At 44.5% G+C, this 14,798-nt stretch carries 11 protein-coding genes, 1 pseudogene and 1 riboswitch; of the genes and pseudogenes, 6 read left to right on the top strand and 6 right to left on the bottom strand.

Annotation, left to right across the window (positions count from 1 at the left end):
- Positions 1–163: 163 nt before the first annotated feature.
- On the top strand, positions 164–961 hold the full coding sequence (locus OCU36_RS08425) for an alpha/beta fold hydrolase (RefSeq protein ID WP_261837592.1): 798 nt from the start codon (positions 164–166) through the stop codon (positions 959–961).
- Between the two features lie 154 nt (positions 962–1,115).
- Here the strand turns inward: OCU36_RS08425 and OCU36_RS08420 are convergent, their stop codons facing one another.
- From OCU36_RS08420 to torD, 5 genes and pseudogenes are all read right to left on the bottom strand, one after another.
- Positions 1,116–1,433, bottom strand: coding sequence for a putative signal transducing protein (locus OCU36_RS08420; RefSeq protein WP_261837591.1), 318 nt, complete (start codon positions 1,431–1,433; stop codon positions 1,116–1,118).
- A gap of 11 nt (positions 1,434–1,444) precedes the next feature.
- Positions 1,445–2,230, bottom strand: a pseudogene (locus OCU36_RS08415) (TVP38/TMEM64 family protein).
- Positions 2,231–2,242: 12 nt separating this feature from the next.
- The gene (locus tag OCU36_RS08410; protein WP_261837589.1) at positions 2,243–2,833 is read right to left on the bottom strand and encodes a TfoX/Sxy family DNA transformation protein; all 591 of its coding nucleotides are present in this window, start codon (positions 2,831–2,833) and stop codon (positions 2,243–2,245) included.
- A 127-nt stretch (positions 2,834–2,960) separates the two neighbouring features.
- A riboswitch (cyclic di-GMP riboswitch) is annotated at positions 2,961–3,046 on the bottom strand.
- 165 nt (positions 3,047–3,211) lie between these two features.
- Complete coding sequence (gene purR, locus OCU36_RS08405; RefSeq protein ID WP_261837588.1) at positions 3,212–4,216, bottom strand: HTH-type transcriptional repressor PurR; 1,005 nt, start codon at positions 4,214–4,216, stop codon at positions 3,212–3,214.
- Between the two features lie 313 nt (positions 4,217–4,529).
- Positions 4,530–5,177, bottom strand: coding sequence for a molecular chaperone TorD (torD, locus tag OCU36_RS08400; RefSeq protein WP_261837587.1), 648 nt, complete (start codon positions 5,175–5,177; stop codon positions 4,530–4,532).
- Between the two features lie 255 nt (positions 5,178–5,432).
- Here torD and torR point away from each other — a divergent pair, with 255 nt between their 5' ends.
- Complete coding sequence (gene torR, locus OCU36_RS08395) at positions 5,433–6,146, top strand: two-component system response regulator TorR (protein WP_261837586.1); 714 nt, start codon at positions 5,433–5,435, stop codon at positions 6,144–6,146.
- A gap of 166 nt (positions 6,147–6,312) precedes the next feature.
- Here the strand turns inward: torR and elyC are convergent, their stop codons facing one another.
- The gene (gene elyC / locus OCU36_RS08390) at positions 6,313–7,158 is read right to left on the bottom strand and encodes an envelope biogenesis factor ElyC (protein ID WP_261837585.1); all 846 of its coding nucleotides are present in this window, start codon (positions 7,156–7,158) and stop codon (positions 6,313–6,315) included.
- A 115-nt stretch (positions 7,159–7,273) separates the two neighbouring features.
- On the opposite strand from elyC, the gene cmoM reads away from it, so the two are divergent.
- The 4 genes from cmoM (at position 7,274) to mukB (ending at position 14,754) form a co-directional block, all read left to right on the top strand.
- On the top strand, positions 7,274–8,059 hold the full coding sequence (gene cmoM, locus OCU36_RS08385) for a tRNA uridine 5-oxyacetic acid(34) methyltransferase CmoM (protein ID WP_261837584.1): 786 nt from the start codon (positions 7,274–7,276) through the stop codon (positions 8,057–8,059).
- A gap of 125 nt (positions 8,060–8,184) precedes the next feature.
- The gene (gene mukF, locus OCU36_RS08380; RefSeq protein WP_261837583.1) at positions 8,185–9,522 is read left to right on the top strand and encodes a chromosome partition protein MukF; all 1,338 of its coding nucleotides are present in this window, start codon (positions 8,185–8,187) and stop codon (positions 9,520–9,522) included.
- Complete coding sequence (gene mukE, locus OCU36_RS08375; protein ID WP_261837582.1) at positions 9,503–10,297, top strand: chromosome partition protein MukE; 795 nt, start codon at positions 9,503–9,505, stop codon at positions 10,295–10,297. Before mukF ends, mukE begins: the two co-directional genes overlap by 20 nt.
- A complete protein-coding gene (gene mukB / locus OCU36_RS08370) occupies positions 10,294–14,754 on the top strand; it encodes a chromosome partition protein MukB (protein WP_261837581.1) in 4,461 nt (1,486 codons plus the stop codon). The genes mukE and mukB overlap by 4 nt, the downstream gene beginning before the upstream one ends.
- Positions 14,755–14,798 lie beyond the last annotated feature (44 nt).

Here is a 14,798-nt window from a genome sequence, read left to right as displayed (position 1 = left end):
GTTTGCACACTCATATCACTCCGGAAGGAAAGGTGGCGCAACGATTTATCTGACGGACATGAACTTTAACACTATTATCATTTAAAGTTCAGGATTGCGTGATATCCTTAAGTATAGCCTTGTGATGAGGCTGAGCTCCATTTTATTAATTAAAGTGATAGGTATGTCTGAGAGTTTATTATTTCATAAAACATTTACTCACCCTACGAGCGATGAATGGGTGGTATTTGTGCATGGTGCAGGCGGCAGTTCCTCGATCTGGTTTAAGCAAATTAAAGCTTATAAACAGCATTTTAACTTGCTTCTTATCGATCTGAGAGGGCACGGCAAGTCAGACAATATACTCAAAGAGCTGATAGCGAATCGCTATACGTTTAAAGCGGTCACACTCGATATCCTTAAAGTCCTTGATCATCTAAAAATCCGTTCAGCGCATTTCGTGGGCATGTCGTTGGGGACCATTATTGTTCGTAATGTTGCAGAGTTAGCCGCAGGGCGGGTGCGTTCTATGGTGCTCGGTGGGGCGGTGACAAAGCTCAATACTCGCTCTCAAGTATTGATAAAGCTGGGTAACTTAAGCAAGCACATCATTCCATACATGTGGTTATACCGCCTTTTTGCTTATGTTGTCATGCCACAAAAAAACCAGAAAGAGTCGCGTCATCTATTTATCCGCGAAGCCAAAAAATTGTGTCAAAAAGAGTTTAAACGCTGGTTTATTCTAACCGCTGATGTGAACCCTCTTATGAAGTACTTTAAAGATAGAGAATTACCGATCCCAACTCTTTATTTGATGGGAGAGCGCGATTACATGTTCATTAAGCCTGTAAAAGAAATGGTGGAAGCACATGAGGCGAGTGAGTTGGTCGAAATAGCGAATTGCGGACACGTATGCAACGTGGAAAACCCTGAAGAGTTTAACCAACGTTCGATTGCCTTTATTCAAAAGCAACTGCAGTAAATCTTAAAAAGCGATTTACATTCGCCATATGCCTCAAAGTAACGGCGACAACAAGCTCAACGTGAACGCCGAAAAAATGGGAGGTGAACATTAGCTTCCCATTTTTTGAGCCCCGCTTTTTTGTCAGATGGATTTTAGCTGTAATGAATAGTTTCTATTCAGGAGAGGCGGTACCACATTGCCAACAAGACCCGAATTGAGCCTCATTGATTTCATGACACTTTCTGCAACGCCATTCTTCATAGATGATGGAATCTTGCTGCTTTTGGTATTCACTAACAATTAAACGTGCTTTGTCGGTCATTTCTGGCTCACATAGCCAAACGTAAGGGTCTGTATCTTCTGTGAAAGGGATTTCTCCCTTTAAACCAAATAACCCTTCTCCTCGGACTTCACACGCAATATTTTCGCTTTCTAGTAACCCACAAATGATATGAGCTTCTGTCGGATTCGATGCACTAAAGATTTTCATGGAAATAGACCTTATCCGGCGACAGGGGCAGAACGAAACTTGTTCATCAACCATTTAGCAATTATTGGGAATACACCCAGCAAGATAAACGACAATAGTACCGAAGGTGAAACAATCCCCGACAGTGAGTCGATTTCTGCCAGTTGAGTTCCAGCATTTAAGAAAACAGCAGTGCCTGGTAACATCCCAATTTGGCTCGTCAGGTAATAACGCGTGATCGACATTGGTGTTAAGCCCATTAATAAGTTAATAATAAAAAATGGGAAGACAGGAATTAAACGGAGCGAAAATAAGTAGAATGACCCGTCTTTTTCAATGCCTTTGTTTATCGTGACTAATTTGTCAGCAAATTTGCTTTGTATCCAGTCTTGTAAGAGGTATCGGCTACTGAGAAAAGCGAGAGTCGCCCCAATGGCACTCGCGAAAGACACCAATAGCAAACTGTTCCAGAATCCAAACAACGCAGCCCCTAACAGCGTCACGACAGCAGCCCCTGGAATCGAGAAAGCGGTAATCATGATATATACGACAAAATAGGTTGCGGCGGCGGCAATGAAATTGCTATCAATGTAGTCATTTAAAACGGCTTGTTGATCTTTGGCATTCTCAAGTGTTAGGTATTGGCTAAAGTTAAGACCTAACAAAAGGATAGTGGCGATCAATGCCAGACCCAATATGACTTTTTTACTCATTGCGATTTCCTATAATTTTTAATGCATCACTTGAGTATAGACAGGCAAAACGTCAATTAACTTTCAGCACATATAAAAAAAGCCGCAAAAATGCGGCTTAGTCATAGGGTGATAATGTTAATTAACTCGATTGCTCAGCTCTTCGCGACGCTGTTGAGGTATCACAGACCAGTGTGTGCCATTGATAGCACCTTCTAGCGCCCAAAGCAGTTCGATACTGACAGAAGAGGCGTGTGATTCTTTGATGGCGTTAAATGCGTTTACAGAGCCTGATTCATATAAATGTTCTACAGATTCTATCCCAGCCTTTTTTAACATACGCTCAGTCGCGAGTCTGAGGTTAGGAAGATCTTTTAATCGAGTTGGCTTAGCTGAGGATTGCTGAGCTTTTTCATTTTTAGCATACCCTAAAGAAGCACTGGCCAGTTGCAAAATTTCCTTTTGATCTTGCCATAGGCTCTCGGGCAAAGCGAAATATTTGGTAACAACAGGGAACCCTCGTTTTTTGTAGACGTAAGGCTGAAATCCTTGCTGCTCGAATTGATTCGTTGTGCTTTTGTCTGCTCGTATATGCAATTGGTCATTTACCACTAGGGCAAACATGGTGTTATCAGCGAAAAGCCCGAAGCCACCAAACATTGAGCGTGATTTTATTTTTCCTAAGGGCTCAAACAACTTCATTGAGTCCTTTAGTATCGGTTTATCCATGTTATTCATCTCGGTGTATTTGAACTACGCCACCAAATAAGCAGGTCCGAGAGATTAGCAAAATGTTGCAACTAAATTGTCAATAAGCCGTAAATTACTAAATTATTAGCAACTACTGCATTTTGCCATCGGTAGCCCCGCTACCATACCAACGAGTGGTTTAGGCCGGAAGCTTTGCGTCTCACTCTTTCGAGTGATTTGCCCTGTGCGTGACTGATTAAATAGAATAAAGTTTTTGTTGAATGAAGCTCACACTTGCTATTCAAAAGTGTGATACTGCTTCAATTAATCTTCTTTCTTATATGCATCTAAGTTAGGTTTTTGTGTTGATAAAAAGGCGCCCCCAAAGGAGCGCACGATTAGATGAGAATATAACCATTAATTTAACGTTTTAACGGTGCTTCGCTCAACAATTTCAGGGTGCATTTCGAACACACGTTTTTCATGGTCTTTATCTTTAATGCGTTCTAATAAAATTTCAAATGCATTTTTACCAACACGACGCTTCGGTTGGTGAACCGTAGTCAACGGTGGAGAGAAGTACTCAGCCAGTTCGATGTTGTCGTAACCGATGACAGAGATATCTTCAGGAATACGAATTCCTTTTTCTTGTAGTCGGCTCATTAAGCCAAGAGCCATTGTATCGTTAAAGCAGAATACGGCTGTTGGACGTTTTTTCATTTCGATGATTTTATCTGCCGCGAGAACGGCAGTATCACATTCGAAGTTACCTTCAATGATCATGCTGTCATCAGCAGAAATCTGTGCTTCATTGAGCGCACGTTTGTAACCAGCGATGCGTTCAATACAGGCCGCTTTGTCTAAGTGGCCGCTTAAACAAGCTATGTCAGTGTGACCGCGATCAATTAGGTATTTTGTCGCTAGGTAGCCACCTTCTTCAGAGTTATCGATAATTTTATCGGCTTGAGAGCTTTCAGGCCCCCAGTCCATCACCACTTTAGGGATATCAGCGTGACGGTCCAACATCTCTCTTAGCTCTTCTGTTAAGTCAGAACACATCACCAAGATGCCATCGACACGTTTCTCTGCAAGCATTCGAATGTAGTCTCGTTGCTTCTCATAGATACCGCCGGTGTTACACAATATCAAAGTGTAACCTTGACGATAGCAGTAGCTCTCAACACCATCGATAACTTCAGAGAAGAACAGGTTCGTTGATTGCGTTACTAACATACCAATAGTGCGTGTTGTATTGCACTTTAAACTCCGTGCGACAGCACTTGGTGCGTAGTTTAATTCGTCTACGGCTTGATTGACTTTCTCTTGAGTTGCTTCTGCAACAAAACGTGTTTTGTTGATTACATGAGATACGGTCGTTGTCGATACGCCGGCTAAGCGAGCGACGTCTTTTATAGTGGCCATGGTTTTATCCTATTAGAAGCTACTTTCCCAAGTATGGGATGAAGTAGCCGTTAAGCTACCTAATTAAGAGCTTATAGTTGTAGGGCTCTTTGGGTACTAAGTGCTAAAAAACAAAAAACCGCTATTGAGCGGCTTGTCTTAACACTAAAATGCTCTGAATTTTTATAAGCATAGCATTTCGTGAGCATTTCATATTTTATCGTTTGCGGTCACAATTTTAAACTGACTAGAAATTACTCGCAACAAAATTCACCCAGAAATCCGGGTGAATTGTCACATTATCTGAATTTATTGACCGAGTCATACTGCCCGTTTATTCACCCGCCAAATATAGAGTGTCTAGGTTACAGAAAGCAACAAGTAGGGATGAAACCGATGCATAGAAACCGAATGAATCGATGTCGTGACATTTTGCATTGAACTTTGGTAACCAAGTCAGCAGTGTTTGTTCGATAAATTGCTGCTGACTAGCAAACGATTTCTCTAGCTCATCCTCACACTCAGTGTCGTTAGAGCGGATGATCAGGTTGCCAAGAAAGTCGAGTTCGATGGCAATGTGATCTGCTGGTTCTTTGAGATCTTGATTCACGACTAAATTGTGTTTCGCCATGATCTCTTCCATATCTTTTGCAGGTTTATCGTTTAATAACCCCGTCTCACCGATATACATTGAAGCGTAAGGAAGGGCGCCATGCTTATCCGTTTTTAAAAATAGATCACAGAAGTCAGCTGCTAGCTCTAACTGTGCATCTTCACGAGTTTGTAAACGGTTGAGCGCGTCTACCAAGCTGTCGATTGCTGGCTTAAGTGTTTCATTTTCCCCTAAACCAGTCAGAAAGGAACGAATTTCGACAGAATGATAGTGATCAAGCTCTTCTTGAGTGAGTTCTTTAGCGAATAAGCTTGATAGCCACCAATATATTTCTGCTCTTTGTTCGTTGAACGCTTTCGTATCTTTCATTTGATTAATCCTAATATCGTCTTTCGTATTGCTTGGCTACGAAGGCTAACTAACCGTGATATTTGTAGAGTACAACGTCACTCGCTAGCAATAATGCCTATATTGAATTGCGATGAGCGATAAATAGCAAGGTTTAAGATTGTCTTGTATCAAAAAAAAATCATCTTTCTGGCTTTTATCTTCTGTACGACTAGAATTGTTACTAGTTATGAATAGAATAGTCAATGAAACTATTAAATAAGAAAAGTGGTGTAGATGAGCTATCACGTATTGGTCGTTGAAGATGATGTGGTAACCCGCAGTAAACTGGTTGGATATTTCCAGAATGAAGGTTACACCGTGAGTGAAGCAGAGAGCGGTGCTCAAATGAGAAACGTTTTGAAAGAAAACAGCGTTGACCTCATTATGCTCGACATCAATTTACCCGGTGAAGATGGATTGATGCTAACTCGCGAATTACGCAGTCAATCAGACATTGGAATTATTTTAGTTACTGGGCGTACGGATAGCATCGACAAAATCGTAGGCCTTGAAATGGGTGCAGACGACTATGTGACTAAACCCTTTGAACTACGCGAACTGTTGGTTCGAGTTAAAAACTTACTTTGGCGTATTGCTGCCGCTCGCAAAACGGCGACGGGGCACGAAGAGCAAGATGACAATGAATCCGTTGTTCGTTTCGGTGAATGGACGTTTGATATTCCTCGCCGAGCGCTGAGCAAAAATGGCGAACCGGTGAAATTAACTAAGGCCGAGTATGAGTTACTCGTCGCACTATCTTCTTACCCTAATCAGGTATTAAGTCGCGAACGTATTCTGAACATGATCAGCCACCGAGTGGATGCGCCTAATGATCGTACCATCGACGTACTGATTCGTCGCATGCGTGCCAAAATGGAGTTTGACCCTAAGAATCCACAAATTTTTGTAACGGTGCATGGTGAAGGTTACATGTTCGCCGGTGATTAAAGTTTTTAGTGGCGTTTAATCAGTAACGAGACAATTAATCAGCAACGAGACAATAAGCGTAAAAAAGCCGAGACAGAGTATATGTCTCGGCTTTTTTTATAACGGCTCATTTTTTTCAGTCATTCACTTATTGCTTTCCCAAAGTCCATGACCAAGTGAGAAAGCTTTATGGCAGGGCCGCGGTAACATCATCGTCTTCTAAGATAGAAGGTGTAGGGATAACAACAGGCTCTTCTGAATGGTTATTACTGGTGTCTAGCCAATCGCGTAGACCTTGCCAAATTAACCCCATTCTTTCGTGCCAGTAACGTTCAGTTTGCTCAAGGTAGAGCGCCTTTGGCATGTATTTATTCCAAGGTTCAACAATGCCTTCTTGTGCAAGGTAGTTGGTGGGTGCCGGTAATGGGTTGATGCCGGCATTATGAAACTCATTCAGTGCACGGCTCATGTGGCTAGCAGACGTGACTAAAATCATCTTTTTATTTTTAACAAATGCGGCGGCTTGACGAGCTTCTTCCCAGGTGTCTTTTGCGGTTTCAAGTAAAATGATATCGGGTTTTGACACGCCGAGTGATAAGGCGACTTTGGCCATCATTCTTGCATTACTGACTTCCGTACCCCCCCCGTAGCCAGAGAGAATGAGTTTGGCTCCTGGGTAAAGTCGTAGAATACGAATCCCTTCCGTTAAACGCATCAAACCGGTACGGCTAAGCTCTGACGTTGGCGGTATTTGATCGTCGACGACGTGACCACTTCCGAGAACCATAACGTAATCGACGGTATCATCGATAGGTAAAAATGCGGTGTGTTGCCTTTCCATGGGCATTAAAAGTTGACTAGAAACTGGCTGGAAAGCGATCAGGAAAATACCACAAAGGGCTGAAAGGGTAACTAGGCAACCGGTCTTCCTTTTGGTAGTAAACATCACTAGGGCTAAACCCAGAAAAGCGAGAATTAACATTGCTGGTAGTGGCATCAATAACGAAGACACTACTTTTTTCAGCTCAAACATATCCGAATAGTCCGAAAAAACATCACTTAGTAGTAAAAAGAGACATCGCCTCTTTATTCCTGAAATTCCTGTGACAGAATAGCAGGCATGATAGGACATAATAACTCAAGTAGCCGTGACTGAAGACCGTAATTTCGACGATATTGCCCACAAATTTGCAAAAAATATTTACGGGTCTGACAAAGGAGAGATCCGTCAGAGCATCGTTTGGGAAGATTTAGAACAAGCTTTAACCCAATTAGAAGGCTGTCCTTCACCGCTGCATGTTCTTGATGCCGGGGGCGGACTTGCACAGATGTCGCAAAGAATCGCCGCACTTGGGCATAATGTTTCTTTATGTGATCTCTCTTCTGAGATGCTTAAACTAGCGCAAGAAGGAATTACAGAAGCGGGTTTACTAACACAATATCGGTTTATCCATTCTCCGGTGCAAAAAGTCGCAGAACATCTCGATGATCAAGTCGATTTGGTGATGTTTCACGCCGTGATGGAGTGGCTAGCCAACCCGAAAGAGGCGCTTGATTTATTGCTTGAACAACTAAAACCGGGTGGTGTGGCCTCGATTATGTTTTATAACCACCATGGTTTAGTCCTGAAAAATGTGATTTGTGGCAACATTCCTCATGTATTGAATGGGATGCCACACCGAAAACGGTTTAAGCTGCAACCACAAAAAGGCTTGAAGCCTGAAGAGGTTTACCAATGGATCGAAGATGCAGGTCTTGATATTTGCGGTAAATCAGGCATTCGCTCTTTCAGTGATTACATAGGCAATATGGAGTACATGGGCGATTACCAATTTGAAGATGTGCTGGAACTAGAAAAGCAGCTATGCCGCCAAGAGCCATACTTGTCTCTAGGCCGCTACATTCATGTTTGGGCTCAAAAACCTAAGCCATAACGGCGATGGATGTGGTAAAAGATGTCACAACACGCGTTATGCAATAGTATGAAGCTGCGTATTAAAAATAGGCGTTATATCAGACTTGTTGTTTGATATGACTAAGAACAGTAACAGGAACCACAATGAGTGAAATGACTCAAACTGCCGAAGAGCAGCCAATTGATGAGTTGGTGGGCTGGGTCAAGCAGCATGATTTTTCATTAAACTTGCCGCCAGAGCGATTAGCATTTTTAATTGCTATCGCAGTACTAAGCCATGAAAGGTTCGATGAAGAGTTGGGCGAAGGTGAATTGCACGATGCATTTACTATTGTCACTCGTCTGTTTGAAGATACTGGCGAAGCGTCAGCGTTTCGAGCCAACAATGCCATCAATGAGCTTGTTAAACAGAAGTTGGTTAGTCGCTTTACCAGTGAGATAACGGATGGTGCGAGCATTTATCGCTTATCGCCATTAGCGATTGGTATTTCCGATTATTACTTACGTCACCGTCAGTTTTCTAAATTAAAACTGTCTATCCAACTTTCGATGGTCGCGGGTGAGATGGCAAAAGCCATTGAAGCGGCGCAAAAGGGCGGCACGCCAGGACATTGGAGAAAGAACGTTTACGGTGTGCTTAAGTACTCTGTAGGTGAAATTTTCGATCAAATCGATCTTAACCAACGTGTCATGGATGAGCAGCAGCAAACTGTTAAGCAGCAAATTGCTGACCTTTTAAATAAGGATTGGCGAGAGGCGATTAACAACTGTGAATCTTTGCTATCAGAAACCTCAGCGACGCTAAAAGAGTTGCAAGACACCTTGCAAGCGGCGGGAGATGAACTGCAAACACAGATCCTCGATATTCAAGAAATTGTTTACGGTGACGATGAGCTCGAGTTCGTTGGTGAAACCTTATTTGGTTTGCAAATGAAGCTCGATCGAATCACCAGCTGGGGCCAGCAAGCGATCGATTTATGGATTGGCTACGACCGCCATGTTCATAAGTTCATCCGTACCGCCATCGATATGGATAAAAACCGTGCCTTTAGCCAGCGCTTACGTCAATCCGTTACCGATTACTTTGATGCACCTTGGCTACTGACTTACGCGGATGCTGAAAAACTGACCGATCTTCGTGATGAAGCGCTGGTGCTTCGTGATGACGAAGTGATGGGGCAAGCGCCAATTGATGTCGAGTACGAAGAATTTGAGCAAGTGAATGATCTGCTTTCAGACCGAATCGCAGAGATGTTAAAAGCTCACAAACAGCAAGGTGCGCCAATTGACCTTGGTCTTGTGTTACGCGATTACCTCGCAGCACACCCTCGCACACACCATTTTGATTTAGCCAGAATTGTTGTCGACCAAGCCGTGCGCTTAGGTTATTCAGAGTCTGACTATCAGGCTATTCAGCCAGATTGGCAGGCAATTAACGATTTTGGTGCAAAGGTACAAGCAAATGTCATTAACAAGTACTGATGATTACATGCCAGAGAAACTGGTAAAAGCGATAGCGAACCCACTGTTCCCTGCGCTAGACAGCATGCTGCGTTCAGGTAAGCATGTTTCAACAGAAGATCTCGATAACCACGCGTTGCTGTCCGATTTTGAAGTTGAGCTTCAGCATTTCTACCAACGCTACAATACGGAACTGGTAAAAGCGCCGGAAGGTTTCTTTTACTTGCGTCCGCGTTCTACGTCTCTGATTGGTCGTAGTGTATTGTCTGAGCTAGACATGTTGGTTGGCAAGGTATTGTGTTTCTTATACTTGAGTCCAGAACGTTTAGCGCATGAAGGCATCTTCACTAACCAAGAGTTGTTTGAAGAGCTTATGGCGCTGGCTGATGAGAAGAAACTGATGAAGTTAGCAACTCACCGAGCTTCAGGTTCTGACTTAGATAAAGAAAAGCTATTTGAAAAAGTGCGGACCTCTTTACGTCGTTTACGTCGTATCGGAATGCTGATTGCGATTGGTGAAACGGGCAAATTCCGAATCAGTGAAGCGGTATTTCGTTTTGGTGCCGATGTTCGTGTTGGCGACGACATGAAAGAAGCTCAGTTACGTCTGATCCGTGATGGCGAAGCAGTAGTGCATACGCAAGAGCCAAATCAAGGCAGCTTGTTGCATGAAGAGCCAGCAGAAGCCAAATTAGATGCAACCGAAAACAGTCAGCATGACATTTTTAACGATCAAGCCGGTGTTGATGACGAATCAAACTCTGGCGAGCAGAACAAAATAGAAGGTGAAGCATGATTGAAAGAGGTAAGTATCAATCATTAACCATGATCAACTGGAACGGCTTTTTTGCGCGTACTTTTGATATAGATGGATTGGTTACAACACTTTCTGGTGGTAACGGTGCCGGTAAGTCGACCACAATGGCGGCATTCATCACAGCACTGATCCCTGACCAAAGCCTTCTGCATTTTCGTAACACAACGGAAGCGGGTAGCTCACAGTCATCTCGTGATAAAGGCCTTTACGGTAAGCTTCAGCCAGGCGCATGTTATGCCGCGCTAGATGTGGTGAACTCTCGTAATCAGCGTCTACTGTTTGCGGTAAAACTGCAGCAAGTAGCGGGTCGTGATAAGAAAGTCGACATCAAACCGTTCGTTATTCAAGGCCTTCCAAGCCATGTGAAACCAACAGATGTGTTGATTCAGAACGTGTCAGACAGCCACGCTCGTGTCTGTCAGTTGAACGACGTGAAAGCGGCAGTCGCGCAATACGAAGGCGCTCACTTTAAAGCCTTCTCTTCGATTGTTGATTACCATTCGCAAATGTTTGAGTACGGTGTGGTACCGAAGAAACTGCGTAACAGCAGCGACCGTTCTAAGTTCTACCGTTTGATCGAAGCATCGCTTTATGGTGGTATTTCAAGTGCGATTACACGCTCTCTGCGTGATTACCTCCTACCGCAAAATGGTGGTGTGAAGAAAGCATTCCAAGACATGGAATCAGCACTGCGTGAAAACCGCATGACGCTAGAAGTGATCAAAACCACGCAGTCGGATCGTGACTTGTTCAAACATTTGATTACTGAATCTACGAACTACGTGGCAGCCGATTACATGCGTCATGCCAACGATCGTCGTAACAAGCTTGATCAAACCATGAAGTTCCGTGGTGAACTGTTTGGTTCTCGTGAAACCTTGCTTGATCAAAACAACTTGTTGAACCGCGTTCAAGAAGAATTAGAGTTACTTGTCGATCAAGAATCGGCACTAGAGCAAGATTATCAAGCGGCTTCGGATCACCTTCAATTGGTTCAAACTGCACTTCGTCAGCAAGAGAAAATTGCTCGCTACAGCGAAGACCTAGAAGAGCTTAATGAGCGTCTAGAAGAGCAGATGATGGTGGTTGAAGAAGCTCAAGAGCGCGTCATTCTTGCTGAAGAGCAGGCAACCATGACTGAAGAAGAAGTGGATAGTCTGAAAACTCAGCTCGCTGACTACCAACAAGCGTTGGACGTTCAGCAGACTCGTGCACTTCAATACCAGCAAGCCGTTCAAGCATTAGAAAAAACTAAGCAGCTACTTGGTGATGAAGCTATTACCGCAGAAAGCGCACTAACTCTGGTTTCTGAGCTAAAAGCACAAGAAGAATCAAGCACTCAAACGCTACTGTCGACCAAGCATAAACTAGACATGTCTTCTGCTGCTTCTGCGCAGTTCGACAAAGCATTGTCTCTTGTTAAGAGTATTGTGGGCGATGTTGAGCGTAAAGACGCATCTCACCGCGCAAAACAAGCATTAGAACAAGGCCGTAACGCAAAACACGTTGTTGAAAACGAACAGCAATGGCGTGCCCAACACCGCGACATGGCGCGTGATGTCGCGCAACAGCGTCAAGCGAACGAGCTGGCGACTGAATACCAAAAACAACACAACGTCTTACTGACTGACGAAGCGGTTTTCGATGAAGAGCGTGAACGTCACGCCATGCAGATCGAGTCTCTTGAGTACGCTCAAGAAGAACTGCGTGAAGCGAAGAGCGAGCAGCGTCGTGTACAACAGAACTACGATCAAGAGATCCACAAGCTTGAGTCCATTGCTCCTGCGTGGATCACGGCCAACGATGCCCTTGAAGCACTAAGAGATCAAACAGACGCTGAGCTAGAAGATAGCCAAGCGGTCATGACTCAAATGCAGCAAGTACTTGAAGACGAGAAATCTCAAGCGGTAGCAAAAGATCAGTTGGCAACGCGCCGTGCTGAACTTGAGCAAGAGATTGAGCGTTTAGCTTCGCCAGGCGGTTCTAACGATCCTCGCCTGAAAGGCCTAGCGGATACGCTTGGTGGCGTGCTGCTTTCTGAGATCTACGATGACATCACGATTGGTGATGCACCGTACTTCAGTGCGATGTACGGCCCGGCTCGTCACGCTATTGTAGTGTCTGACCTTGATGGTATTAAAGAGAAGCTGGTGGATCTTGAAGATTGCCCAGACGACCTTTACATCCTTGAAGGTGATGTTGATGCATTTGATGACAGCTCGTTCAATGCTGATGAGTTGGAAGGTGCAGTATGCGTTCAGCTAAACGATCGTCAAATGCGTTACTCTCGTTTCCCTGAGATCCCGCTGTTTGGTCGTGCGGCTCGTGAACAGCGTCTTGATAAATTGCGTGAAGAGCGTGACGTTGTGGTCGAGAACCATGCGAAAGCCGCGTTTGATGCTCAAAAACTGAATCGTTTGTATCAAGCATTCAACAGCTTTGTTGCGAAGCACCTGCACGTTGCGTTTAACGCTGATCCAGAGCAAGCACTTGCTGCGATTCGTGATAAGCGTAATCACATTGTTCGTGCTTTGGCTGAGCTTGATTCTAAAGAGCAACAGCAACGTAGCCAGCTTCAACAAAGTAAGCAGGCACTCAGTGCTCTCGATAAATTAGCGCCAATGGTGCGTATTCTAGAAGACGAAACTCTGACTGAGCGCCTTGCTGAATTAGAAGCACAACTTGAGCGTTTAAGCGAAGCGAAGTCTTACCTGAACACTCATGGCAAAGCGCTTGCGTCATTAGAGCAAATCGTTTCTGCACTAGACGCTGACCCAGAGCAATTTGAAGCGCTAGAAGCGGAATATCAACACGCTGACCAAGCTCTACAAAACCTAAAAGGTAAAGTGTTTGCACTGTCTGATTTAATTGAGCGTCGTCACTACTTTGCTTACGCAGACTCAGTTGACCTGCTTAATAAGAGCAGTGAACTGAGTGAGCAACTGAAAGCGAAACTGGTTCAAGCAGAACAAGCTCGAGCGAAAGGCCGCGATGGCTTGAAGCAAGCTCGCGAACAGATGAACCAGTACAACCAAGTATTAGCAGCGCTGAAGAGCTCGCACCAAGCGAAGCAAGAGACGGTTCAAGAGTTCAAACAAGAGCTGCAAGAGTTCGGTGTGAACGCTGATGAAGGTGCTGAAGAGCGTGCTGTACGTCGTCGTGACGAGCTACAAGAGCGTCTGCATACTTCTCGTAGCCGTAAGAGCGAATACGAACGTACGATCACCTCAACTGAACTTGAGATGAAAGCACTGGCTAAGCGTCTTAAGAAAGTACAGAAAGAGTACACAGAGCTTCGTACCTTCGTTGTTGCAGCAAAAGCAGGTTGGTGTTCAGTACTGCGTTTAGCTCGTGAGAATGACGTTGAACGTCGTCTACACAAGCGTGAACTGGCTTACCTAACGGCGGGCGAACTTCGCTCAATGTCGGATAAATCACTGGGTGCACTGCGTCTGGCTGTGGCTGACAATGAAGATCTACGTGATTCGCTGCGTCTATCTGAAGATAACGCACATCCAGAGCGTAAGGTTCTATTCTATATTGCGGTTTACCAACATCTTCGCGAGCGTATTCGCCAAGACATCATTCATACGGATGATCCGGTTGAAGCCATCGAAGAGATGGAAGTTGAGTTAGCCCGATTAACAGAAGAGCTGACGCTGCGTGAAAACCGCCTAGCGATCAGCTCTGAGTCGGTAGCAAGCATCATTAAGAAGACGATTCAGCGTGAGCAGAACCGTATTCGTATGCTGAACCAAGGCTTGTCGAACATTTACTTTGGTCAGGTTAAAGGCGTACGTTTGAATGTTAAGATCCGTGAAAGCCACGAAATCTTGCTATCGGGCTTAGCGACTCAACAAGAGCAGCATAAAGACTTGTTCGAGACGACTCGCTTCACCTTCTCTGAAGCGATGGCGAAGTTGTTCCAACGTGTGAACCCACACATCGACATGGGTCAACGTTCTCCGCAAGTGCTGGGTGAAGAGCTACTGGATTACCGTAACTACTTAGAACTCAGTGTTGAAGTTAATCGTGGCTCAGACGGTTGGTTACAAGCGGAATCTGGCGCGCTTTCTACGGGTGAGGCGATCGGTACAGGTCAGTCTATCCTATTGATGGTGGTTCAGAGTTGGGAAGAGGAGTCTCGTCGACTTCGTAGTAAAGACATCGTGCCATGTCGCTTGCTGTTCCTTGATGAAGCCGCACGTTTGGATGCGAAATCTATTTCTACGCTGTTTGAGCTGTGTGACCGCCTAGGTATGCAACTTCTGATTGCAGCCCCAGAGAACATCAGCCCAGAGAAAGGCACAACCTACAAACTGGTACGTAAGGTCTTTAAAGATCACGAACACGTGCATGTGGTTGGCTTACGTGGCTTTGCTCAAAATAAACCCGCCTCTCCAGTGCAAGAGCTTGTCGAAGAAGCTGAGCTGTAACTTTGATGCCTGAGCGATAAGTTCGAAAACGGCTCCATGGTCGC

Origin of the sequence: Vibrio artabrorum (assembly GCF_024347295.1) — a bacterium.
GTDB classification, from domain to species: domain Bacteria; phylum Pseudomonadota; class Gammaproteobacteria; order Enterobacterales; family Vibrionaceae; genus Vibrio; species Vibrio artabrorum.
The sequence above is the reverse complement of the archived record's forward strand: the minus strand, read 5'-3'. Positions and strand labels throughout refer to the sequence as shown.

Excerpts from the sequence above, each read along its gene's own strand:
- OCU36_RS08425 (WP_261837592.1), top strand. The coding sequence starts at position 164 with ATGTCTGAGAGTTTATTATTTCATAAAACATTTACTCACCCTACGAGC.
- OCU36_RS08420 (WP_261837591.1), bottom strand. The coding sequence starts at position 1,433 with ATGAAAATCTTTAGTGCATCGAATCCGACAGAAGCTCATATCATTTGT.
- OCU36_RS08410 (WP_261837589.1), bottom strand. The coding sequence starts at position 2,833 with ATGGATAAACCGATACTAAAGGACTCAATGAAGTTGTTTGAGCCCTTA.
- purR (WP_261837588.1), bottom strand. The coding sequence starts at position 4,216 with ATGGCCACTATAAAAGACGTCGCTCGCTTAGCCGGCGTATCGACAACG.
- torD (WP_261837587.1), bottom strand. The coding sequence starts at position 5,177 with ATGAAAGATACGAAAGCGTTCAACGAACAAAGAGCAGAAATATATTGG.
- torR (WP_261837586.1), top strand. The coding sequence starts at position 5,433 with ATGAGCTATCACGTATTGGTCGTTGAAGATGATGTGGTAACCCGCAGT.
- elyC (WP_261837585.1), bottom strand. The coding sequence starts at position 7,158 with ATGTTTGAGCTGAAAAAAGTAGTGTCTTCGTTATTGATGCCACTACCA.
- mukF (WP_261837583.1), top strand. The coding sequence starts at position 8,185 with ATGAGTGAAATGACTCAAACTGCCGAAGAGCAGCCAATTGATGAGTTG.
- mukE (WP_261837582.1), top strand. The coding sequence starts at position 9,503 with ATGTCATTAACAAGTACTGATGATTACATGCCAGAGAAACTGGTAAAA.
- mukB (WP_261837581.1), top strand. The coding sequence starts at position 10,294 with ATGATTGAAAGAGGTAAGTATCAATCATTAACCATGATCAACTGGAAC.